16 protein-coding genes are annotated in these 24,985 nt (G+C 46.5%); 11 read left to right on the plus strand and 5 right to left on the minus strand.

Translation table 11 applies throughout. The features are described 5' to 3' along the window. Positions 1-4: 4 nt before the first annotated feature. Together ACMXYN_RS00850 and ACMXYN_RS00855 are read right to left on the minus strand one after the other, a co-directional pair. A complete protein-coding gene (locus ACMXYN_RS00850; RefSeq protein WP_415893073.1) occupies positions 5-2,155 on the minus strand; it encodes an AsmA family protein in 2,151 nt (716 codons plus the stop codon). 90 nt (positions 2,156-2,245) lie between these two features. Further along, a complete protein-coding gene (locus tag ACMXYN_RS00855) occupies positions 2,246-3,151 on the minus strand; it encodes a diguanylate cyclase (RefSeq protein ID WP_415893074.1) in 906 nt (301 codons plus the stop codon). Between the two features lie 146 nt (positions 3,152-3,297). On the opposite strand from ACMXYN_RS00855, the gene hisB reads away from it, so the two are divergent. The 5 genes from hisB (at position 3,298) to ACMXYN_RS00880 (ending at position 9,657) form a co-directional block, all read left to right on the plus strand. Beyond that, complete coding sequence (gene hisB / locus ACMXYN_RS00860; protein WP_415893075.1) at positions 3,298-3,891, plus strand: imidazoleglycerol-phosphate dehydratase HisB; 594 nt, start codon at positions 3,298-3,300, stop codon at positions 3,889-3,891. 3 nt (positions 3,892-3,894) lie between these two features. Next, positions 3,895-4,575, plus strand: a complete 681-nt coding sequence (gene hisH / locus ACMXYN_RS00865) for an imidazole glycerol phosphate synthase subunit HisH (RefSeq protein ID WP_415886538.1) — start codon at positions 3,895-3,897, stop codon at positions 4,573-4,575. Positions 4,576-4,607: 32 nt separating this feature from the next. Continuing rightward, positions 4,608-5,381, plus strand: coding sequence for an imidazole glycerol phosphate synthase subunit HisF (gene hisF, locus ACMXYN_RS00870; protein WP_415889890.1), 774 nt, complete (start codon positions 4,608-4,610; stop codon positions 5,379-5,381). A gap of 183 nt (positions 5,382-5,564) precedes the next feature. Continuing rightward, positions 5,565-6,566 (plus strand): efflux RND transporter periplasmic adaptor subunit, encoded by a 1,002-nt coding sequence (locus ACMXYN_RS00875; RefSeq protein ID WP_415893076.1) that lies wholly within the window; start codon positions 5,565-5,567, stop codon positions 6,564-6,566. A 7-nt stretch (positions 6,567-6,573) separates the two neighbouring features. Then, on the plus strand, positions 6,574-9,657 hold the full coding sequence (locus ACMXYN_RS00880; RefSeq protein ID WP_415893077.1) for an efflux RND transporter permease subunit: 3,084 nt from the start codon (positions 6,574-6,576) through the stop codon (positions 9,655-9,657). 110 nt (positions 9,658-9,767) lie between these two features. Here the strand turns inward: ACMXYN_RS00880 and elbB are convergent, their stop codons facing one another. Then, complete coding sequence (elbB, locus tag ACMXYN_RS00885; protein WP_415893078.1) at positions 9,768-10,418, minus strand: isoprenoid biosynthesis glyoxalase ElbB; 651 nt, start codon at positions 10,416-10,418, stop codon at positions 9,768-9,770. 185 nt (positions 10,419-10,603) lie between these two features. On the opposite strand from elbB, the gene hemB reads away from it, so the two are divergent. After that, positions 10,604-11,614, plus strand: coding sequence for a porphobilinogen synthase (hemB, locus tag ACMXYN_RS00890; RefSeq protein ID WP_415883109.1), 1,011 nt, complete (start codon positions 10,604-10,606; stop codon positions 11,612-11,614). A gap of 46 nt (positions 11,615-11,660) precedes the next feature. Further along, a complete protein-coding gene (ppk1, locus tag ACMXYN_RS00895) occupies positions 11,661-13,811 on the plus strand; it encodes a polyphosphate kinase 1 (RefSeq protein WP_415894515.1) in 2,151 nt (716 codons plus the stop codon). A gap of 56 nt (positions 13,812-13,867) precedes the next feature. Here ppk1 and ACMXYN_RS00900 read toward each other — a convergent pair whose 3' ends face one another. Both ACMXYN_RS00900 and ACMXYN_RS00905 read right to left on the minus strand, forming a co-directional pair. Beyond that, on the minus strand, positions 13,868-15,382 hold the full coding sequence (locus tag ACMXYN_RS00900; RefSeq protein ID WP_415893079.1) for a diguanylate cyclase domain-containing protein: 1,515 nt from the start codon (positions 15,380-15,382) through the stop codon (positions 13,868-13,870). Between the two features lie 61 nt (positions 15,383-15,443). Further along, the gene (locus ACMXYN_RS00905) at positions 15,444-16,316 is read right to left on the minus strand and encodes an SDR family oxidoreductase (protein ID WP_415893080.1); all 873 of its coding nucleotides are present in this window, start codon (positions 16,314-16,316) and stop codon (positions 15,444-15,446) included. A 53-nt stretch (positions 16,317-16,369) separates the two neighbouring features. On the opposite strand from ACMXYN_RS00905, the gene ACMXYN_RS00910 reads away from it, so the two are divergent. Genes ACMXYN_RS00910 through ACMXYN_RS00925 form a run of 4 tightly spaced genes read left to right on the plus strand, consistent with a single transcriptional unit; the run spans position 16,370 to position 24,973 of the window. Next, positions 16,370-17,275 carry a hydrogen peroxide-inducible genes activator gene (locus ACMXYN_RS00910; RefSeq protein ID WP_415883112.1) on the plus strand — a complete coding sequence of 302 codons (906 nt, stop codon included), beginning with the start codon at positions 16,370-16,372 and terminating at the stop codon, positions 17,273-17,275. Further along, positions 17,272-19,350, plus strand: coding sequence for an ATP-dependent DNA helicase RecG (gene recG / locus ACMXYN_RS00915; RefSeq protein ID WP_415894516.1), 2,079 nt, complete (start codon positions 17,272-17,274; stop codon positions 19,348-19,350). The genes ACMXYN_RS00910 and recG overlap by 4 nt, the downstream gene beginning before the upstream one ends. Before the next feature lie 47 nt (positions 19,351-19,397). After that, positions 19,398-19,913 (plus strand): DUF501 domain-containing protein, encoded by a 516-nt coding sequence (locus ACMXYN_RS00920; protein WP_415893081.1) that lies wholly within the window; start codon positions 19,398-19,400, stop codon positions 19,911-19,913. 47 nt (positions 19,914-19,960) lie between these two features. Beyond that, positions 19,961-24,973 carry a DUF6701 domain-containing protein gene (locus ACMXYN_RS00925; RefSeq protein ID WP_415893082.1) on the plus strand — a complete coding sequence of 1,671 codons (5,013 nt, stop codon included), beginning with the start codon at positions 19,961-19,963 and terminating at the stop codon, positions 24,971-24,973. Positions 24,974-24,985: the final 12 nt, after the last annotated feature.

Genomic DNA, 24,985 nt, shown 5'->3' on the forward strand with positions numbered 1-24,985 from the left:
GGGGTTAAAATAAGCCTTTTAGCTTGTCATTCAGTTTATTTTTCAGTTTTTCTTTAGCTTTGGCTTTTTTCTTATCAACTTTCTTCTTAACGTCCTGTTTTATGGCATCAGTGATAAAGCTGAAGTCTGGCTTACATAGCTTGCTTGGTTCAGTGCTAAAGCTACCTTTACAGTCGATAGGTACCTCTACACCTTCCAGTTTGTTCGGGAAGGAGCACGTTTCTTTAAACAGGTTTTTCTCTACCATAAAGCCAAGACGGTAGTTCAACATTTGTTTTGGTAGGTTTACCTTGCCTTTGCCACTTAGCGTCATTGCGTCTAGTGCGGCTTTTAGATCTTTGTTTGTAACCACACCATTTTTAATACGGGTAGAAGCGCCCATGCTGGTAAATGGTGTAGAACGATCCACTTGCTCAGCTTCACTGCCTAGCGCGCTTACATTGTTTAGGCCTTGGCAAACCGTTTGTGCCATGTCTAAACCTTTTAGCTCGCCATCTTTCATGTTTACTTTCGCTGTACCAGTAACACTGTTTACAAAGTCGTGAACCGAGTTACCGCGAAGGGTTAAGTTAGATGTTGAGTTCAGCTTACCGGTTAACTGATCAGCGTTAGCCATATCTTTTAGCAGATCACCTACCTGAATACCGGTGATGGTTTTCTTGGAGGTGATAACCGGTGTGTTCTTCCGCACATCAACAGTAACGTTATTACGTACGCTGCCTTTGTATAGATCAGCATCAACCTTAGTGGCCTTGATCAAGCCGCCGTGAGCGCTTACTTGTAGCGCAACATTACTGATATCCATATTGGAAACATGCAGTGATTTAAGGCCTAGTGTTGTGTCTAGTTCTAAACCACGTAGTGTTTCAATTGGTAGAATTGGATCTTTCGAGTAAGGGCCGCTCTGACCTTTTTTCGCAGTGCTCGCAGTTGCAGTGTTGGAAGAACTCTCTGCTTTTTTACCTTGCGTTGCAGGTGGCATGTAGCGATCTGCATTGATCTTGTCGCCTTGCAGGTTCAGCGTGATGTTGCTGTTTGCCAGGTTAAATGCTGCAGAACCGTTGAAGGTTGTATCGTCTAGCTTAACCGTCAGGGCTTTCGCTGTAATTGTGTTGGCTGGGCCTTCCAGTTCTGTAGATAAACTGATCGCTTTTAGAACGTTCGGATCGTTAGTTTTAACTTCAGCCTGACCCACAGCACTTAGCAGTTTATTTAGGTCAAAGGCTGCCACGTTTAGCTTGCCGCTGATCGCTGGTGCTGCGAAGTTGTTAACGGTTAGAGCACCCTTTGCATTTAGGTTCGCAATCGATAGCTTTAGGTTGTTTAGGCTTAGTTGTTGTTTAGGTAGGTCTGCTTCAATATCTGCAGCAGTGTTTAGTGTCAGCGATTTGCCGCCTAGTGGTTTACCACTCAGGTTTAGCTCGCTGGTTAGGCCTTTAAGCTTGTATTGTTGCTGTTCCAGATCCAGATAAAACTCAGCAGCTAGTTTTGTGGCGGCTTTAATCTGCTCTTCACCTTTAACTGTTTGTGAAGCGTTAAAGCTCAGCTCTGCTGGGAAGAAAGCGTTAGTCACCACCTGACCTGAGGACATATTGAACTCAGTTAGCTTAGCGACCATATCAGCGGCTTTATCTTGATAGATGATATTACCGTTGCTGATCTGGATATTGTCGATGTTGATTGCGATAGGCGCAGACGTACTTTTCGCGGATTCTTCTTTTGGTGCTGCATCTGTAGTTGCATCTTTTTGCGCATCAGCAGGCGCCGCTGCTACCGCCCAGTTATTACTGCCATCTTTTTCTTGGACAAGGTTTAGTTCTAAACCATCTACAACGACGCTTTGCATCTCAACATGGCCAGACAATAGCGCGGGTAGGCGTACAGAAATCTGGGCTTGGTTTAGCTTGGCTAAATCCTGTTTGCCAGGGAACTTGGCATCAATCTTATTAACCTCAAGCCCTAACCATGGGAAAACTGACCAGCCGATATCACCGTTAATTTTCAGTTCGATACCAGCATTATCAAGTGCTGCTTGCTCTATTTCGGGTTTGTATTCGTTGGGATCAAAGAATGCACCCAGAATGGCACCGCCAGCGACGATCACCACAACAACCAGTGCGGCTAAACCAGCGATTAATTTCAGCAGACCTTTCATTGTTCTCTCCTTGGCAAGGGTTCTGATGGGATGAGGATAAACGGAAATAATGAAGTTTCAATGGTGGAGGATGAAGGAGGGATGAATAATTTAACCACAGACTTGGTTTTTACCGCCCGCTTTAGCGCGATAGAGGGCTAAATCTGCTTGTTTGAGCATCAATTCCCGATCGGTAAACTCTTTATCCAATTCCCCCACGCCGATACTGGCGGTCAGATGTATTACCTCACTACTGGTGATCTGTACTTCCATACTGCGTAGGGCCTCTAGATAACGTTCTCCAATTTTTAAAGCTGAATCTGTATTCGTTTCGGGAAGGATTATCATGAATTCTTCTCCGCCATAACGACAAACAAAATCGTGTGCTCTGGAATATCGGTCTAGACACTGTGCAGCCTGTTTGAGTGCGATATCGCCGGTATCATGGCCGTATGTGTCGTTAATGTCCTTAAAATCATCGATATCTAACAGAATTACGGAGATGGGTCGCTCTTTTCGAATCGCTTCTTTGCACAGCAGTTTTAGCTGTTTCCGACCTTCACGACGGTTATAAATACCCGTGAGATCGTCATAGGTGGCTAAACGCTTAAATTTCTTCTCTAGAGTTTTCTGATCGGTGATATCTATGATGGCGCCGATCAGCCCTGCAACGGAACCGTCGCTGTCATGAAAGGTGGCTTTATGGAACTTCACGTAGTTGAGTTCTTTACCCTCACGATGAACGGGCGTCTCGTAGATCTGGATACCTGGGTTGTTCAGCAATTCCATATCGGAGGCCGCAAAAATAGCGGCGGGTGTTTTATCAAAGACGTCAAAAACATTTCGACCAATCAAATCTTCTCTGGAAACTTGAACATAATCAGCATAGGCCTTGTTGCAGCCGAGGTACTTACCTTCGTGATCTTTGTAATAGATCGGGAAAGGTAAAGCATCGATAACTAACAATAGCGCGCGATGATTGCCGCGCAGAAGTTGATGTAGATCGGGATCATTCATCAGCTGATTCCGTCCTTCATAAAAGGCAATACCTAAAAGATAGCCCAAGGTCTAGGTATTTGCGTTTTATTACGACTTTCAAAAGTGCATGGATGGGGGGATGGTTGTATAATCGCGGCTCAGATCAAATATAGTGGGAGATCACCATGGCGGAGCGTACAGCCAAGGTAAGTCGAGATACATTGGAGACACAGATCACTGTGTCGGTAAACATTGATGGAACAGGCCAGTTTAAGGCTGATACAGGTGTGCCGTTCTTAGAGCACATGATGGAGCAGATCTCCCGCCACGGTCTTATTGATCTAGATATTCATGCTAATGGCGATACACATATCGATGACCACCACACGGTTGAAGATATCGGCATCACTTTAGGACAAGCATTTAAAGAAGCGGTAGGTGATCGTAAAGGAATCATGCGCTACGGTCATGCTTACTGCCCTCTGGATGAAGCTTTGTCCCGTGTTGTTATCGATTTCTCTGGTCGCCCAGGGCTAGATTTTAAGTGTGATTTTACCCGCGGCAATATCGGCCGTTTTGATACGCAGCTGTTTTGGGAATTTTTCCAAGGCTTCGTAAATCACGCGGGCGTTACTTTGCATATCGATAACATCAAGGGCTTCAATGCTCACCACCAAGCGGAAACCATCTTTAAAGCGTTTGGTCGTGCACTTCGATACTCATTAGAGATTGATGCGCGTGCTGCGGATGTTATGCCTTCTACAAAAGGGTGTTTGTAAGTTATGTCGAGTGTAGCGGTAATCGATTATGGCATGGGCAACTTGCACTCTGTTGCCAAAGCGCTGGAGTTTGTACAACCGGGTGTTGAAGTTCGTGTGACTTCTGATCCTGCGCTTGTTGCCAGTGCTGACCGCGTTATTCTACCGGGTGTTGGTGCAATGCGTGATTGCATGGCAGAGATGCTACGTGCCGGTGTTGATAAAGAGGTCACAGATGCAATCAATTCGGGTAAACCATTCCTAGGCATCTGCGTAGGTATGCAAGCTCTGCTTGAGCGTTCTGAAGAGAACGATGGCGTAGATTGCTTGTCTCATTTTAAGGGTAGTGTGAACTACTTTGGTGATGACCTAGCAGAAGAGGGCGAGCGCCTGAAAGTTCCACATATGGGTTGGAACGAAGTCGCTCAGATGGATGATCACCCTCTATGGAATGAGATCGAAGACGGTAGTCGTTTCTACTTTGTTCACAGCTACTTTGTAACGGCTGAAGAACGTGATCTGGTTTCTGGTGTTTGTCGTTACGGTCAGCAGTTTGATGTCGCGCTTGCCCGTGACAATGTTTTCGCTGTGCAGTTCCACCCTGAGAAAAGCTCTAAGGCGGGTCTGCAGTTGCTTAAGAATTTCCTTAACTGGGATGGCAAGCCAGCACCTGCACCGATGACTGAAAATACGATTAAACCTTAATCCATTAGATCAAATTTTAGAGGTAGCTACTCATGGCTTTGGCAAAACGAATTATTCCTTGCCTCGATGTAGAAAACGGTCGCGTGGTGAAAGGCGTTAAGTTTGTCGATATTCGCGACGCAGGTGATCCTGTTGAAGTAGCAAAACGCTACGACGAGCAGGGCGCAGATGAAATTACATTTCTAGATATTACAGCAACCCATGAAGGCCGTGACACGATGGTGCATACGGTTGAGCGTATGGCTTCGCAGGTATTTATCCCGCTGACTGTTGGTGGTGGTATTCGCACTTGCGAGGATATCCGTACTATGTTGAATGCGGGTGCAGATAAAGTATCTATTAATTCTGCTGCGGTATTTAACCCTGAGTTTGTTAAAGAAGCAGCAGAGCGCTTTGGTTCACAATGTATCGTTGTAGCCATTGATGCGAAGAAAGTATCCAAAGAGGGTGAAGAGAATCGTTGGGAGATCTTTACTCACGGTGGCCGTAAACCGACCGGTATCGATGCGGTTGAATGGGCGCAGAAGATGGTCGAGTTAGGTGCAGGTGAAATCCTTCTGACATCTATGGACCAAGATGGCGTTAAAAACGGTTACGACCTAGAGGTCACGCGTGCCATTAGTGATGCGGTCAACGTACCTGTTATCGCTTCCGGTGGTGTAGGTAATCTAGATCACTTAGTGGAAGGCTGTATCGAAGGGAAGGCAGATGCTGTGCTTGCGGCTTCTATCTTCCACTTTAATGAGTACACAGTTCCGCAAGCGAAGGAATATATGCGAGACAAGGGTATTGAAGTCCGTCTATAACGGAAGTGATAGCCTGATAATGAAGCCTCGCAAATGCGGGGCTTTTTATTGCGCGTAATTTAGACACATTGTGAACTTTAGTATGGCTATTAGAGTCAAGGTCATGCATCATTTTGTGGCACGAAAAAAGATTGAGAATCATTTCTAAAAAATGGCTCACAGGGATTTAGTTAGGACTTAGTTATGCGACAGCTCTTCACTCTTACTCTTTTGGTTTTAAGTACTCAGCTTCAGGCTGCAGAAAGTGTGGTAGTTAAACCTCTGTCCGAGCTGTTAACCCCATCCAGTCAAAGCGCACCAGCGCAGGTGATCAACGATCATCATGTGATTATCAGTAGTCGGTTAAATGCACCGGTTGAAGACGTGCTTGTTAATGTTGGTGATCAGCTAGATAAGGGCGCGCCACTGCTAAAGCTCGAATGTCGTGATTTTGATCTGCGCTTAGTCCAAGTCAAAAGTGAGTTAAACGCGCTACAAGCGCAAACTCGTTTGGCCCGTCAGCAATTGAGCCGAGCTGAGCGATTGTTAAAGCAGCGTAATGCTTCAAAAGAACTGCGTGATCAGCGTCGCGCTGAGCTGGATAGCTTATTAGCGCAAGCTTCCGGTGCTAAAGCCCGTTTAGATGAAGCAGAGCTAGCGGTATCTCGTTGTACCCCAGTAGCGCCGTTTAAAGGTGTTGTGACTGAACGTTTGGTGGGTGAAGGCAGCCTAGTCGCATCGGGCACTCCTCTATTTAAACTTCTAGCTGAAGATCGTCAGGAAGTATCAGCGTTGCTAAGTAGTAAGCAGCTTGTTTCCCTGCCTAATTCCACAAAGATCGAATACCAGATTCAACAGCAGCGCTATCCGCTTGAGCTACGGGTAATTGTGCCTTTTGTTGAAAATCGTGCCCGTACTCAAGAAGTTCGTCTGCAATTTAGCGCAGATAAAGCGTTATCAGGTAGCAGCGGTCGATTGGTATGGCAGGAGCCACAAGGGCGCTTGCCGGTTCAGTACATTGTGTCTCGTGATGGTCAGTTGGGAGTGATGGGTCTGAATGATTCCAAGGCAGAGTTTATTGCACTGCCTAAAGCGGTTGAAGGTCAGGCAGCCGTTGTTGATCTGCCATTGGATATGATGCTGATTGTCGAAGGTCAGCACGGGGTTGAGTCGGGCAGTGATGTGACTGTGATGGCGCAGGAGTAAAAATCAGATGTTGATGCGCCTATTTAACAACCATGTCTTAGCTAACCTCACCTTCCTATTGGTATTGGTGATCGGTTTCCTTTGCTACAACCTGTTGCCTCGCCAACAAGACCCCACCATCAACTTTAACTGGGTTGTTGTGACTACTGTGCTGCCGGGGGCTAGCGCTGACGATATCGAGAAGCGTGTAACAGACCCGTTGGAAGATGCCATTCGCAACGTCTCCGATATTAAGTTTGCTTCATCTAACAGCCGCGAAGCGGTGTCGAGCTTGCTGATACGCTTTTCTGATATTGACGAGCGTACCTTCGATAAACGCATCAATGATCTACGTCGAGAAATTCAAAATGTAGAAGACGAGCTACCTGACAATGCGATTGATCCGGTTATCTTAGAGATTACCAGTGCCAACGCTTTTCCAAGTGTCACAGTGGCTGTAACCGCGCTGGATGATGATGAAAACCTCAGGGTACAAGCTCGTAATATCGAAAAAGACCTAGAGCGTATCATTGGGGTAGATCGGGTCGATCCGATTGGTCTGGATGATCCTGAGTTGCAGGTGAATTTTGACCCTGAAGCATTGCAGGCGCTATCGCTGTCGCCAACTCAGTTGTCGAATACCGTATCTGTTTGGTTTCAGGATATCTCTGCCGGTAGCGTGAATGTTGGTGAGCAGGCATGGCTTGTGCGTTTGGTGGGTCGAAGTGCCGACCCTGATCAGGTTAAGCATATCCCGTTGATCAATCTACAGGGGGAAGAGATCACTCTTGGCCGAGTTGCCGAGGTTGTGCAAACGCGGGCAAAAGCGCAACAAGATGCAGTGATCGATGGTAAACCAGCGGTTGTATTGGCGGTGATGAAAAAAGCTAATGCCAATACCTTAGAGTTGGTTGAGCGGGTGAAAACTTATATGGATCAGCGCAATGAGTTGGCCCAAGCGACTGGTGTGAAACTGGTGCTGGTAGATGATCAGACCGTGCCGACCCGTGAAGCGATTAGCCTTATGCAGAACAATGCTTTGATCGGTTTGATCTTGGTATTGGTAGTGGCTTGGTTGTTCTTGGGTGCGCATATCGCTTTCTTAACTGCGATTGGTATCCCCTTTATTCTGGCGGGTACCTTCTGGGTGCTTTGGGGGATGGGGGAAACCTTAAATGTTACCGTGCTTCTAGGTGTGGTGATTGTACTCGGGATGCTGGTGGATGATGCAGTGGTCGTGGTGGAGGCGATCTATCATCGTTTACAGCTAGGGCAACCGATCTATCAAGCGACCATGGCCTCGCTCGAAGAGGTAGGGCGACCGGTAATCAGTGCTGTATTGACGACAATGGCTGCCTTTTTACCTTTAATGCTGCTGCCGGGGATCTTAGGTGACTTTATGCGGGTGATCCCCATGGTGGTCACCATCGCATTGGCGATCTCTCTCGTCGAAGCATTCTGGATGCTGCCAGTACACGTGAGCGTGGCGCGAGTGTCCTTTGCTAATCCGGGGCGTATGCAGCGATTCCGTACCCGCATGACCCATAAGATCCAGATCACCTATGTACGCTCGTTGATTAAAGCAATGCGTCGCCCTGTACTGACCTTTAGCTTGATCGGTGCACTGTTTATTGGTTCGATGGGCGCACTCGGAGCCGGTTTGATCAAGATGGATTTCTTTGCTTCGGATCCGTTGCGCTTGTTTTACGTCAATATGGAGATGGCACCAGAGACCTCTCTTGATGCCACCTTGGACAAAGTAAAACAGATGGAGAAAGTGGTCCGTAAACACCTTAAAGATGAGGATCTACGAGCGGTTGTTGGGTACGCCGGACAGCAATTTACCGAAACTGCACCTATGTTTGGTGAGCATTACGGTCAGGTCTTAGTGGGTCTGAAGCCTAAAACAGAAGATAATCGCTCGGTCGATGAGCTGTTAGCTGCTGTACGTGAGGATGCATTGGCACTGCCGGGGCCGTTGAATATCTCTTTCCTCCGTATTGCTGGAGGCCCGCCAGTGTCTAAACCGATCAGTATTAAGGTTCGTGGTGATGAATACGCCGAGATTCGTGCAGCTGCGGATGCTCTTCAAGCCTATATGCACTCGGTGGAAGCGATAACTGATATTACTGACGATGCTGGCGGCGGACGTATGACGCTGACTCTAAAAGCCGACTATGATGCGATTACTCAGGCGGGGCTTAATCCGCAAGAGGTTATTCGCACTGCGCAATTGTTGGTAGATGGTGAAATCGTCGCTGATATGCAGCACGAAGGTGAAAAACTGGAAGTGCGGGTACGTGCGAAGCCTCAGCAATACAGTGATATCGAGCAGTTACTTCTGTTTGAGTTGCCATTAGCGGATGGTGGACGGGTTCCACTGATCAATCTCGTGTATTTTGAAAAAGAGAAAGCGCTTGGCAATATTCGACACTATAACTTCCGCCGAGCGATCACGGTTGAAGCTGATATTCTCCCTAATAGTATGGATACAGTCACTGCTAATGGCATGGTCTTGGAGCATTGGAATAACGAGCTACAAGTACAGTTTCCAAATCTGGATTTAGACTTTTCGGGTGAATTGGATGATATCCAAGAGAGTTTGGATGCGATCGGCATTCTGTTCTTGTTTGGTATAGGCCTGATGTATCTGATTTTAGGTACACAGTTCTCCAGCTATATGCAGCCTTTGATGATCTTAATGACCATCCCAATGGCATTTACCGGTGTAGTGCTGGGTCTGTTGCTGACACAAAACCCTTTGAGTCTATTTACTATGTACGGTGTTGTGGCTTTGGCAGGGATAGCGGTAAATGCAGCGATTGTGCTGATTTCAGCGGGTAACCAACGTTTAGATAAAGGGATGTCGGTAAAACATGCGACTTTATATGCGGCGAGACGACGAGTGATTCCAATCTTGATTACTTCGCTAACGACGATTGCCGGCTTGTTCTCTTTAGCAACGGGCTTAGGTGGTCACTCCCTTATTTGGGGGCCGGTAGCGACTGCGATTGTGAGTGGTTTGGCGTTCTCGACCGTACTGACTCTATTCCTGATTCCTATGTTGTACCGCATCTTTATGCAGTGGTCGCATCGTCGTCAGGGAACGTAAACGCTGGGAAAAGGCTAAAAGATGAAGCTTACGTTTAATGGAAGAGTATATAAAGGTGCAAAAAAAGCGGCGAATGAACATCGCCGCTTTTTACTGCCTGTGATTCTTACTTAAGCTAGTTCAAGCACTTCATCAACTAGCTTGCGGATACCTGCCGCGGCTTCGGTAATGGAACCCGCAAGCATGTAAGCCGGAGTGGTCACCACTTTACGCTCTGAATCGACTACGATTTCACTAACACCACAATCTTGGTGCTTACCACCCATCGCTTCAATTGCGGATGCAGTGTCGGCATCATTACCGATTGTGCATGTCGCGCCTTCGCCGAATAGAATTGGTGTCATTGCTGGGGCAATACAGATTAGACCAACTGGCTTACCTGCTTTATGCATCGCTTGAGTAAAGCTAATTACATCAGGGGTTACTGAGCATTCAGGGCCTTTTACCGCAAAGTCCGACAGGTTTTTTGCTGCACCAAAACCACCTGGAATAATCAAAGCGTCGTAATCTTCAGCATTGGCTGTTGCTAGATCGATAATTTCACCACGTGCTAAACGCGCTGCTTCAACTAAAACGTTACGTGTTTCACCGGCTTCTTCGCCAGTAAGGTGATTAATAACGTGCATCTGCTCGATATTCGGTGCCATACACTGTGAACTAGCACCGCGTTCAGCGATCTGTAGCAAAGTCAGAACCGACTCGTAAATTTCTGCGCCATCGTATACGCCGCAACCAGATAGAATTACTGCAATTTTCTTCATGCTTTCAGGCTCCTTTATCTACAGTGATATGAGTTTGATCATACCCTTTTGTATGCAGAGTACGATAAGATCAGTTTTATTACTATGGTGACAAAAAGTTACTTAATTTTTAGCCTGATCTCTAGGTTGTCATAAGCTTGTCATCGTTTTCTGTCATATTCATCTTGTAACCTAAGGAAGATGCCGTGTCCTTTAATAACAGCCAGCGCTTTTACCCAGAAACACGTATGCGTCGTATGCGTGCCAGTGATTTTTCCCGTCGTCTAATGCGAGAGAGCGTTTTAACGCCAGATGATCTGATCTATCCAGTCTTTGTGATTGAAGGTCAAAATCAAACTGAGCAAGTCGCGTCTATGCCGGGCGTCGAGCGTATGAGTATCGATCTGCTGGTAAAAGAAGCGAAAGAGCTTGCTTCTCTAGGTGTGCCTGCGATGGCGTTGTTCCCTGTAACACCGATGGATGCGAAATCTGAGTTGGCAGAAGAAGCCTACAATCCAGATGGCCTGGCTCAGCGTGCAGTGAAAGCAATCAAAGATGCGTGCCCAGAGATGGGAATCATGACCGATGTTGCACTGGACCCGTTCACGACTCACGGGCAGGACGGCATTATCGATGAAAATGGTTATGTGCTGAATGATCGCACGGTTGATACCTTAATCCAGCAGGCGGTATCTCATGCCGAAGCGGGTGCTGATATTGTCGCACCAAGCGACATGATGGATGGCCGTATCGGTGGTATCCGTGATGAGCTGGAAAGCAATGGCTTTGTAAATACCTTAATCATGGCGTACTCCGCTAAGTATGCGAGCGCTTACTATGGTCCTTTCCGTGATGCAGTAGGTTCTGCGGCGAACATTGGTAAAGGTAACAAGTTTAGTTACCAGATGGACCCAGCTAACAGTGATGAAGCACTACACGAAGTGTCACTGGATCTAGCAGAAGGTGCAGATATGGTGATGGTAAAACCGGGTATGCCGTATCTGGATATCGTTCGCCGAGTTAAAGATGAATTAAAAGCGCCAACCTACGTGTATCAGGTGAGCGGTGAGTATGCGATGCATGTGGCCGCTTTCCAAAATGGTTGGTTAGACGAGCGTAGCGTAATGCTTGAATCCCTGTTGGCGTTTAAGCGTGCAGGAGCAGATGGCGTACTGACGTATTTTGCGAAACGCGTCGCACAGATATTAAACGACTAAACTTTATTCTGTAGTCGTTAAAGAATTAGGGAGAGAAAACAGCGTGATGGTTGAATCAGCGGAACAGAGCGAAGCCGCAGCGGCGTTATTAGAAAGTCGTGAATGTGTGGCAACAACAGAGCAAGAGGTAGAGGAAACACCGGTTGATCTGAAGGTGCCCGAGCTCTATATCAACCGTGAACTCAGCCATCTGCAGTTTAATATCCGAGTTCTAGAGCAAGCCTTAGAAGAACAGCACCCGTTGCTCGAACGGTTGATGTTCCTGTTGATCTTCTCCAGCAACTTGGACGAGTTTTTCGAGATCCGTGTTGCTGAACAGATGACTCAGCTGAAATATGGTCGTGAGGCAGTTGGCCCAGATGCGATGCACCCACGTACGGTGTTGCAGCGTATCAGCGAAATCTGTCACCTGACAGTAGATCGCCAATATAAGATTCTGAATGAAACGATCTTCCCTGAATTAGAGAAGGAAGAGATCCACTTTATTCGTCGTCATCTATGGACGCCGGAGCAGAGAGAGTGGGTACAGTCTTACTTCCATGATCGTGTTGTACCGGTAATCAGCCCTGTTGGTTTGGATCCGTCACACCCGTTTCCGCGTTTAGTGAATAAGAGTCTTAACTTTATCGTTGAGCTGGATGGTAAAGATGCCTTTGGTCGTGAAACTGGCATGGCGATTATTCCGGCGCCGCGCTCTTTACCGCGTTTGATCCGTCTACCAGACAATCTCTGTGAAGGTGGTGATAACCTAATCTTCCTTTCCTCGATTATCCACGAATTTGCGGATGAGCTATTCCCAGGGATGAAGGTTAAAGGTTGCTACCAGTTCCGCATCACGCGTAATGCCGATATGACCTTCGACGTGGAAGAGGTTGAGGATCTAGCTAATACCCTACGTGGTGAGCTTCACTCGCGTAAATACGGTGATGCGGTAAGGCTAGAGGTGGATCAGCGGACACCTGAAGAGCTGATTAGTTTTCTGCAGAAAGAATACAAACTGGATGAGTCGCAGACTTATCGTGTGAATGGTCCGGTAAACCTTACTCGTCTAATGGCGGTGCGAGATCTGGTCGAACGTAGTGATCTACGTTGGAAACCTTTTTCACCGGGTATTCCGGGTAAGCTGAAAGGCGACAATATCTTTGATGCCCTAAAAGCTAATGATCAGTTGCTGTTGCACCCATTCCAGTCATTTACGCCAGTTGTGGATCTGTTGCGTCAGGCGGCGAAAGATCCTGATGTCGTAGCGATTAAACAGACCCTTTATCGTACTGGAGTTAAATCCGATATCGTTAATGCGCTAGTGGAAGCGGCGCGTAGCGGTAAAGAGGTGACTGTTGTCATCGAGCTTCGAGCTCGTTTTGATGAAGAAAGTAACCTACACCTTGCAGCACGTTTGCAGGAGGCAGGTTGTTTGGTGGTTTATGGGGTGGTTGGTTATAAGTGCCACGCTAAAGCGATGCTAATCGTACGAGAAGAGGAGAATCACTTAGTACGTTATTCTCACTTAGGTACGGGTAACTATCACTCGGGTACAGCGCGTCTGTATTCTGATTACAGCTACCTGACTGCGGATCAAGAGGTGGGTGAAGATGTCCACAAGGTTTTCCAGCAGCTCACGGGTATGGGTAAGATCCAGAAGCTGAAAAAGTTATACACAGCGCCATTTACGTTACATTCCAAAATGATCGAACTGATCCGGCGTGAGACCCGCTTAGCTAAGTCGGGTAAGCCAGGTCATATCATGGTGAAAGTAAATGGTTTAACTGAGCCTAAGATGATTCGTGCATTATACGAGGCGGCTGCAGCGGGTGTTCAGATCGATCTGATTATCCGTGGTATGTGTCGTTTACGTCCGGGTATTGAAGGGCTGTCTGAAAATATCAAAGTTCGTTCAATTATCGGTCGATTCCTAGAGCATACGCGCGTTTACTATTTTGGTAATGACGGTAAACCAGAAGTGTTCTGCGCTAGCGCTGACTGGATGGAGCGCAACATGCTTAACCGTGTTGAGACTGGCTTCCAAGTTTTTGGTAAGCATAGTGAGCGCTTAAAGCGTGAGCTGGATTACTATATGAAAGACAACTGCCAGAGCTGGGAGCTTCAGGCGGACGGTAGTTATATTCAGAATCAGCCAGCCGAAGGTGAAGAGGTCTTCTCTGCTCAGCAAACTCTGTTAGAAGAGTTTGCTAAGTAACCTTTCTTATATTGTTTCTTTTCTTAGATAACAGTCTTACTTATTGAGTAAGGCTGTTATGCACTTTTTACATAGCTTTGATGGTTATGTACAACCAGTTCGTTACGGTTGTTCTTAGCTAGATAAAGTGCTTTATCCGCTTCTGTGTAGAGTTCATTCTTATCAGAAATCTGATTGCCAGCACTCCAGTAAGCACCAATAGAGATAGTGACATAGTCGCTGACAGTGCTTTTCTCGTGAGGAATATGCAGTGCTTCAATCTCTTCGCGAATACGATTTAAGAATCCCTGAGCTTTGGCTGCATCTTGTTCTGTAATAATGATGGCAAACTCTTCGCCACCGATGCGGAAAGCATAATCAGATGGTCGGCGTAGACAACCTATGATGCAGTTGGCAACATCCCGCAGGGCTTTATCCCCTTGCGGGTGGCCGTAGGTATCGTTGTACAACTTGAAGAAATCCACATCCAAGATCGCTAGAGCGATTGCTGTACCATGACGGTAGCTGAGTTTTATTTCGCGCTCTAACACATCTTCAAAACTACGACGGTTTGGCAGTGTAGTGAGCTTATCTGTAATCGATAGCTTCTTGCTGGTTGAATCCTGCAGCAGATTGGTAAAGCCGGTTATCTGATAGCGTTCATTGATGTTCGGTAAGATGCGTGAATTTGCCCAATGCATTAAGCCATCTTCGTTAATATGACGGATCTCGCCTTGCCAAGTTTTGCCGGTCTTAATGGTTTTCCAGATCTGTTCAGACAGCATGCTATGGGTATCTGAATTATCAAAGAAATTACTCTGCTTACCAACCAGCTCTTCTTTAGTTGTGTCTAAGAAGCGGCACAAGGCGTTACTGGCATCAATTATCACGCCTTGTGTATCAAGGTTTGCCAGCATGATGTTCTGGTCAATCAGATGCTCCCGCTGCGATAACGCTTTGTTTGAGCGCATAATTAGACGTGTCACTTTGATTGCAATCAGAAGCGAGATAACAATCGTTAAGAATCCAATAGTGGCTACCACGTAGATAGAGTGGTCTCTATTTTTCGATGATTGTTTATGAAATTGATTGGCTTTGTTTTGAGCGAATAAAACAAATTCGTGTACTTCAGAAAGTAACTTATCTACATGTTTGGCGCCTTTATTACGAGTAATCTCGGCGGCTCTCTTTGTTTCGCCTGCTAGGGCTAGGGTCACAACTTCATCACGAATGGGCTTCCACTCAATAAAGGTTTGGTAGGCCTGTTTAATGGTGACTTTGTTGCCTAGAAAACGCTCGAAGATAATGTCGAATTGTTTGAGAACTTGCTGCTCCTGGCGCTGAATTTGCTCTAGGGTTGCTTTTAGTTGTTCAGGATCTTGGACTAACACAACGTCTTTCATGTCGCGGTGCATTGCGAACACGAGGGTCTGGATTGACTGCCCAGCATTGCTCACCGCAAAAGGGTGGTTATAGATGTTTTCTACATCTTTAGAGATGTTGTTGAGATGGTATAGGCTAAATCCGCCCAAACCTGTCATTAAGGTAATGATCAGGACAAAACCAAGTATTAGATTGCGATACTGCTGCATACTATAAAATACTGCTGAATTGAGCGCGCAATTGTATCAAAAATTGCAGCAATCGTGACTTTTAGTTCGATTTATCGTCTTCTTTTTGATCAAGATCTAATAAATCACTGTAACCTTCAGTATATGAGGGGTATTTGAAAGTATAGCCGGCTTTAAGCAGCTTATTATTTGAACAGCGCTTACTGCCCGCACGACGTGAAACGGTTTCAGATGTGATCTGACTATTGGTTTTTTTCGCCAACCACGTAGTGATCTCATGCATGGTTACTGGATCGCTATCGCTGGCCAGGTAATAAGAGTCTATAGCTTCGTCGTTAAGAACTTTAGAAATGAGAAAGTTTAATATACCTGCACAATCATCGCGGTGGATACGGTTGCTAAAATGCTGAGGTTCAGCGGGGGCGATGTCGCCTCTTCTGACACGATTGATTAGATGGTTCCTTCCGGGTCCATAAATACCGCTAAACCGAACCACGGTGCCCGGTATGTCAGCGCTTAAAACCTGCTGTTCACCTTTGAGCATGATCTTGCCACTAAAGGATTGAGGTTCGCAGGGACTTGTTTCATCCACCCAATCGCTATCGTTCTGGTGGTATACGCCACTACTGGATGTGAAGAATAGATGTTTGGGTTTGGTGGGTAGTGCTTGTAGGGTGTTTTGTACGCCGGTTACATAGGCTGCTTCGTAACCTGCTTCATCGTGACTGCTTGCCGCTGCTGCGTAGACAAGGATATGACACTCGTCTAAATCCGCCAGAGCTGCTTTTAAACTCTCTAAATTTGTGAGATCAGCGCTTATTCCTTGGATGCCTTGCGGTAGCTGGTTTATATTACGACGTAGGCCAAATACCTTATGCCCTTGATTTAATAACATTTGTCCAAGAGTTGAGCCAACATCGCCGCAGCCGACGATTAGAATAGTTGCTTGTTGCATACAGGTTAAGCCTCCAAAAATCACAGACCTATCATAGCAAAGGATAAGGCCGGATGACCCTTACAGAATTGCGTTACATTGTTACCTTGGCGAGAGAACAGCATTTTGGTCATGCGGCTGAAAAGTGCTTTGTCAGTCAGCCTACCTTGTCTATAGCGGTCAAAAAGCTTGAAGATGAGTTGGGTGTACCACTGTTTGAACGCAGTAAAAACTCGGTTCGCGTCACCCCTGTAGGCGATAAAGTGGTGCAACAGGCGCAGCGTGTGCTGGAGCAAGCCGATACCATCAAAGATCTGGCTCTTGAGGGCAAAGATCAGCTGAAAAGCCCACTTCGTGTTGGTGCGATCTACACCATTGGACCTTACTTATTCCCTCATCTGGTTTCTCAGGTGCAAAAGCTTGCGCCTGATATGCCGCTGTATATCGAAGAGAACTTCACTGAGAACCTGCGAGTTAAGATCCGTAACGGTGAGCTGGATGCAATTATCTTGGCGCTGCCCTTCCAAGAACCGGATATTCTGACGCGCCCTCTCTACGACGAACATTTCGAAATGCTGATGCCAGTGGGCCACCCTTGGGCTCAGCAGAAAAAGATTAATAGTGAAGATCTACCTAATACCCCGCTGTTGTTATTGGGTGAAGGGCATTGCTTTAGGGATCAGGTATTAGAATCCTGCCCAACGTTGAATCAAGCGATTAATACTCAACATACGATTACCGAGGGTAGCTCTCTAGAAACTATCCGTATGATGGTTGGTTCTGGCCTAGGTTGTTCTGTATTGCCGCAATCCGCTGTATATGGAACGGGTAAATCAGAGATGGTAGTAACGAGACCTTTCCAAGAGCCAGTGCCGGAACGTACGGTTGGGGTGGCTTGGCGTGCTAGCTTTCCACGTCCGCAAGCGATCGATGTGTTGGTTGAAGCGATTGCCTCTTTTGATCCTGCAGGCGGTAAATAAGTTTGTTACTTGCTTCTATTCCTGTCACAGAGTTAAAAGGTGTTGGCGCTGCGTTAGAGCAGAAGCTGAATAACCTTGGTATTCAAAATCTACAGGATCTATTGTTTCATCTGCCTCTGCGTTACCAAGATCGCACGCGAATTGTGCCTATGGGGGCGTTACGTCCCGGTGATGAGTGCGTGGTTGAGGGTGAGGTGAAGCTGGCGGATATCAGCAAAGGTCGCCGCCGCAGTTTATTGTGCCGTATTCAAGATGGCACGGGGTCACTAACGCTACGTTTCTTTCATTTCACAGCTGCTCAGAAAAATAACTTAAAACCTGGTACTCGTATTCGCTGCTTTGGTGAAGCACGTACCGGTGCAAATGGTTTGGAGATCGTCCATCCTGAATATAAGCGGGTGGATAACGATGATTTGGTGCCAGTAGAAGAGAACCTAACGCCGATCTATCCAACCACAGAAGGTCTGCATCAGGGACGTTTACGAGCTCTGACTGATCAAGCGCTTAACTATCTGAAAGAGGGTGGCCTGCAAGAGCTTGTGCCTGATCAATTGCGACAAGGCTGGCAGTTCCCAAGTTTGAATGATGCCGTAGCTTATCTTCATCGCCCTCCAGTCGATGTAGACCAGCATCTTTTGTTGGACGGTATGCACCCTGCTCAGCGTCGTCTAGCGTTCGAAGAGCTACTTGCTCATCACCTCTCGTTGTTGAAATTACGCCAAAAAGCACGCCAAAAAGGCGCGCCCGAACTCCCGGGAACAGGACAGCTAAAACAGGCGTTTTTAGATCAGCTACCTTTCCCGTTAACTGGCGCGCAACAGCGTGTAGGTGACGAAATCGCCAACGATTTGGCGCAAGCTTATCCGATGCTGCGTTTAGTGCAGGGCGATGTAGGCTCAGGTAAAACCGTTGTAGCGGCCTTGGCTGCTTTACAAACGGTAGAGAGTGGTCTGCAGGCTGCAATTATGGCGCCGACCGAGATTCTGGCCGAACAGCACTTTATTAACTTCAGTAACTGGCTTGAGTCACTGGATATTAAAGTAGCGTGGTTGGCAGGCAAGCTCAAAGGTAAGCAAAGACAGGCGCAACTAGAAGCGATTAGAACCGGCGAAGCACGGGTTGTTGTCGGGACGCACGCGCTTTTTCAAGAAGAAGTCGTATTCTCTGATTTAGGTTTAGTGGTGATTGATGAACAGCATCGCTTTGGTGTGCATCAAAGGCTGTCACTGCGTGAAAAAGGACGCAATGGCGAGTTAGCGCCGCATCAGTTGATCATGACTGCTACACCGATCCCCCGAACTCTGACTATGAGTGCTTACGCTGATCTGGACTGCTCTATTATCGATGAGTTGCCACCGGGTCGAACGCCTGTGAGTACCGTAGTGATCGCCGATAGCCGCCGCGACGAAGTAATTCAGCGGGTACAAAAAGCCTGCGCCGAAAAGCGTCAGGTGTACTGGGTATGTACTCTGATTGAAGAGTCAGAAGCCTTGCAGTGCCAAGCGGCAGAAGTTACTGCTGAGGATCTGAAAGTAGCACTACCTGAACTTCGTATAGGTTTAGTACATGGCCGTATGAAACCGGCTGAAAAAGCGGAAATTATGCAGCAGTTTAAAGCTGCTGAATTGGATCTTTTAGTCGCCACTACGGTCATTGAAGTAGGTGTTGATGTTCCTAATGCCAGTGTAATGATCATAGAAAACCCCGAGCGCTTAGGTTTGGCGCAGTTGCATCAGCTACGTGGTCGAGTGGGTCGAGGCTCTGTCGAAAGCTTTTGTGTGCTGATGTATCACGCGCCTTTATCCAATCAGGGGCGTGAGCGTTTAACCGTGATGCGCGAAACCACCGATGGTTTTAAGATTGCGGAGAAGGATTTACAACTGCGTGGCCCGGGTGAAGTGCTAGGGACAAGGCAGACAGGAACGATGCAGTTTAAAATGGCAGATCTGCAGCGTGATTCAGACCTGTTAACCCGGGTTAAGATGGTGGCAGGCCAGATGCAAGAGTGGCCTGATTTTGCCGACTCCTTAGTTGAACGTTGGTTAGGCCGTGGTGAAGACTACGGTAATGTATAATAAACAGATTAATCTATTCATTCGCTTGTCACAGATAGAGAGTAGTAGTGTTGATTTCACCCAGTGAAAAGCAGTTAGAAATTATTCGACAGCAGTTGGGCCGAGAGCCTCGTGGTTTAGCGGGTATTGCTGTGCAAAACGATCAAGAGGTTCCATTGGTATTGCAGATGGACCTTTTGGTTGATGATAAGCCTTTCCCGACGCTTTATTGGATGGCCAGTAAAGATATCTATCAAGCCATTGCTGAGATAGAAACAGCAGGTGCGGTTAAAGAGTTGGAACAAGAGCTGATGGATAACGAAGAGCTTCGCGCTGAACACTTAGCGGATCAGCAGCGTTATGTAGATCTTCGTTGGGCTTCGGCTTCTGAAGAGCAGAAACAGCGTATCGAAGAATTAGGTTTCACGCCGCTGTACAGTAAGTATGGGATCGGCGGCATTTCTCAATGGGACAAAATCCGTTGCTTACATATGCAATATGCCTATCACTTAGCGCAGGGAAGTGTGATTGGCCGGATCTTGGATGAACGGTACGGTTTAAAGGATATCAAAGCTTCGATTTGATCGGCTGAATAGTCTAGAAAGGCGTTAATTGTTGTTTGGGAGAGCTGATGCATAGGATCAACGACAGGTTGGGTTACAGCGTTTGTGCTGTTTTCACCGCATTGCTAATGCTGTGCTCCTTCAGTGTCTCGGCTGCCACTGTTACTTATGACTTTAGCTCTGGTAGCCATACCTCTCTTCGGGGGGATAATAGCTCGTTCACATCGACTAGTGGTTTAAGTTCATTTTCAGGATCTGGAATTAACGCTAATGATTTTTCTTATGAATATCAGTGGGCGAACAGTAGGGGCAACTATGCAAAAATGCTCTATCAGTTTTCGGTTAGCGAAAGTGCAGCTGATTTAAGCAGAATAACAGCTACTTGGAGTGGTCGCGGGGCCAATTCTCGAAGTGGATATTCTGGGGCGGTCCTCTATATTCGTAATTTCTCTTCAGGGAACTTTGAATCCTTAGCATCGACTTCTTCTTCAGGTTTTACAACTCTGGCGGGTTCAGTTTCTTCCAATTTATCCGATTATGTAAGTAGTAACGAGATACATATTCTGTCGGTGAACAGGTGGCCCAGGCAAAATGGAGGTCACTCAGCTCGACATGACACGAACTACATCAAAATTGATCTGGAAACTTTAGATGATACTCCCATCCCTGATCCTGAAATAGAATTTCGGATGGATGAACTTCAATGGCAAGGAAACGCCAATGAAGTGGTCGACAATACCGGGAATAATCATGACGGTCAGGCTCAGGGTGGGGCCACTACAGTCTCAGATGGTGCCGTTTGTCGTTCCGGAAGTTTTGATGGTGCTGATGATTTCGTAGAAGCCATTGATCTGTCAGCTCTGCGAGGAACAGCTAGTCTGAGTTTTTGGATTAAAACTAATCAGGTAGGTAGTTCAACGGATTACCTCGCGCCGGGTGTAACTGGTATAGAGATTAGTGGCAGTACAGACGATATTTTCTGGGGCTGGTTGGACCTTTCTGGGAATATCGGTATTAGTATTGGCGATGATAGTACTTCTAAATCCTCATCATCAATCAATGATGGTGCTTGGCGTCATGTTGTTCTAACTAGAGATGCTAGTACAGGCGCTTATCAGATCTTTATTGATGGGGCTTTAAATGCGACTGGCACGATTGCTTCAGGGATTATTTCAAATACCTTTAATAGTATCGGCCGTATTGAAGACAATGGTGGTAGCCCAGAGTATTTCTCTGGTCAGTTAGATGAGGTCTTAGTTTACGATCAGGTATTAACTCAGACACACGTTACTCAAATCTATACTAATCAGTTAGCAGGCAACAACTGGGATGGTTCAACTCGAACCTGTCCATCTTCTGGACCCTTAACACCTGTAGCTGAATTCAGATTTGATGAAACTAGCTGGGATGGAAACAGCAATGAAGTTGTTGATTCTGTGGGTAGTTTCGATGGTGAGGCTTTTGGTGGTATCCAGCCTGTGGAAGGCAAAATATGTAATGCGGCTGATCTGAGAACTACAGGAACATCAGATTATATTCGTGTTGATGGCGATATGTTCTCTAATCAAGGCGACTTCACAATATCGACTTGGATCAAAAGCTCGAAAACAGGTAGTCAATCTTTGGTATCAGGAGCTAACGGTTCATCATTTAATGAATTGATTTTTTGGTTTCCAAGTCACACAAGCTTTCAGCCATACCTAAACAATTCGCAGAACGGTACTGTTTCTCCTTCAAGTATCTCGACAGATACTTGGAAGCACCTGGTATGGACTCGTTCGGGTACACAGAACTGCCTGTATGTGGATAAGGTTTTACAAGGGTGTCTAACCTTGGGCTCTAGCAATATTTCTATATCCAGCAATGGATTGATTATTGGTCAAGAGCAAGACTCTTTGGGTGGTGGATTTGTTAGTAGCCAGGCTGTTGATGGGGTGATGGATGAAGTCTTATTCTTTGATGAGGCATTATCGGCTGCCGACGTAACCAATATCTATGACCTTCAAGATGCAGGGAAAAACTTAGATGGGACAGATAGGAGTTGCCCTATAGCCGTTGTCAATGTGGTGGCTGACTGGCGTTTTGATGAAAATAGCTGGAGTGGTAGCGGAGATGTATTAGATAGTAGTGGGAATGACTATCACGGTACTGCATTTAATAGCTCGCCTACCAATGATGCGCAATTATGTAATGCTGCTGATCTGAGTGCTAACAGCACGGCGGATTATCTGTCTATGAGTAAAGATGCTATGGATGGCTTGTCTGATTTCACGGCGATTGTTTGGGCTAAAACTACTTCTTCCAATGATTCGACAATTTTATCTGCAGCAAGTGCTGATACAGGCTTGGGAGCTAATGAGGCAGTATGGTATTTCGATAATAATGACCAATTCTGGCCGACCATTACGTCTTCTTCATTTCAAAGCAGTACTCGGTTATCCGATACGCCAACGATGCGAGATGGCAACTGGCATCAGCTGGCTTGGACACGACGTGCCTCCAGTGCCCAGAGTTGTTTCTTTATCGATGGTGTTGAACAAGGGTGCGTAACTCATACCGATGGTGATGATACCAGTGCAATAGATGTATTAACGGGTGGTTTGATCATTGGTCAAGATCAAGATGGTTTAGGTGATGGCTTTGATATAAATCAGGACTGGGAAGGCTTGTTAGATGAATTCTTGATTTTTGATGGCGTGCTTAGTGCTAGCACAATCGCAGAGATTAAAACCAATATTGAGAATTCCAATAACTGGGATGGCACTCCTCGTAGCTGTGGAGCGTCGATGGATCACTACTCCATTACCCATGATCAAAGTGGTGTTACCTGCTTAATTGAGAATATTACTATCTCCGCCCATGATAGTTCTCATAGTGCGGTCGATGCAGGAAGTGCCTCTATGACGATCACTGCTACTTCCGGTAAAGGCAATTGGGTGGGTGCTGTGAGTGGTACATCGGCATTTGATAATGGTAGTTCTGATGATGGCGTGGCTACATTTACCTTTGCTTCTGGTTCACAAAGCGCTGTATTGCAATTTGCCCATCCTATTTTAAGTGGCACAAGCGAGACCTTTGGTTTCAATGTTACGGATGGTTCCATTACTGAGAACAGCGGTAGTTGGATAGCAGCTGATGACCCTAATATTACCTTCACCCTCGCGGGCTTCCGGTTTATTGATGGTGCTGGTGTAGAGACCATACCGACGCAGATTGCAGGTAAAGCTTCAGATGCAGGTTTTGGTGCTGCTAGCCTTTATCTTCAAGCGGTTGAAGCAACTACTGCAGACCCTAGTGTGTGTCAGGCTGCTTTTCCAAATGATGGTATTGCTAAAACGATTAATTTGGCGGCTCAGTGTAGTAACCCAACTTCGTGTGTTTCTGGGCGTGAATTTAATGTTAAAAGTGGCAGTAACCCCGAGGTTGACCTCAATGCCGGTACGCCGGAAACATTTAAATCTGTTGATATGACATTCGATGCTGATTCCAAAGCACCGGTCCGTCTTAACTACAATGATGCAGGTGAAATGCAGTTACAGGCGAGTTATACCGTGCCAGACACTGGCGCGGTCATGATAGGCAATTCGAATCTATTTGTTGTGCGCCCATTTGGGTTCGGTTTCCCTAGTATCTCTGCTGCAGGAGGTGCGAACCCGAGCGGAGATGAAACCGGGCCAGATAGCTCCTCTGGCTTTGCCGCTGCAGATGAACCGTTTGATGTTGAGGTAAACGCTTACCTCTACGATGCTGCTGAGGATACCAATAATGATGGTATTCCCGATGCAATAGATACTGATGGCAATACGCTGCTGGAAACAAGCGGTACCGATAATATTGCGGATCTGACTGATAATGGCATTACGCCAAACTTTACCGGAACAGTAACTCTATCTGCAGATGCGACATTCTTTACGCCGAATACGGGGACTGGGCAGTTAGGTAATTTCAGCGGTGGTACTGCAACTATCTCGCTCGGAACTGCAAATGGTTCAGCTGTTGGTTTGAAGTATGATGAAGTGGGAAGTATCCAGCTTAAGGGATCGATGAGTAACTATATTCAGTCGGGCGTGGATATTGGTAGTGAATACCGTAAGGTTGGCCGTTTCTATCCAGATCACTTCGTTCTGACTGAATCAACTGTACAGGAACAATGTACTCCATTTACCTATATGCAACAGCCGTTTTCTGTCCTTGAATATAAGATTGAAGCGCGTTCTGCTGATGGTGAACTGACCGAGAATTATGACCTTGCGATTTATGACGACACGGCTATTTTGGCACTGAGTGCTGAGGATAGTGATGATGGTAATGAATTAAGCTCTCGTCTCACGACGCCTACGTCGTTAAGTGGTTGGACTGAGGGTGTTGTTGATAGAACGACAGTCAGCTCAACTGCTATTACGAATCTTATCTTTCAACGCCAAAGTGGGTCTGCTGGATTAGAAGATGGCCCCTATACTCAGTTGCAATTGGGGATGTCGATTACGTCTGAATTGGATAATCGTAACTTCACTACTGCAGCAATGAATATCGATCCTGATCTAGCGGGTGATTGTACTGGGAGCTGTACAGGTGTAGCGCTGGGGAATGCTACGGAACTGCGTTATGGTCGCGTTATACTGCAATCCGCCCATGGTCCAGAAACTGAAGATCTTCCTGTGCCATTTGAAATTCAGTATTGGGATGGCGCTGCGTTTGTGCGGAATACAGATGATAGCTGTACTGCCTTTCCATTAGCCAATATTAGTTACGATGGTAATCCAATCAGTAGTGTTGTTGCAGACCGGACGGTTATCGTTGGTGATGGTAGTACCGTAGGTAATTTAAATATCAACGCTACTAATGCTGATGCCACATCGGGTGATTTTAGTCTGATCTTTACTGCACCGGGTGCAGGTACGGGTGGGAATGATAATACCGGTTACTTCCCTGTGGGATTATCTTCAATCGATGACTGGTTAAGATACGATTGGGATCAGGATGGCAATGCCGATGACACCAGTGTGCCTGATGCGATTATTACTTTCGGTCGTGCCCGCGGTAATGATCGAATGATCTTTTGGCAGGAGCGATATCAATAGATCTGAATTTCA

It is taken from the genome of Neptuniibacter sp. PT8_73 (genome assembly GCF_047778045.1).
Classification (GTDB): Bacteria; Pseudomonadota; Gammaproteobacteria; order Pseudomonadales; family Balneatricaceae; genus Neptuniibacter.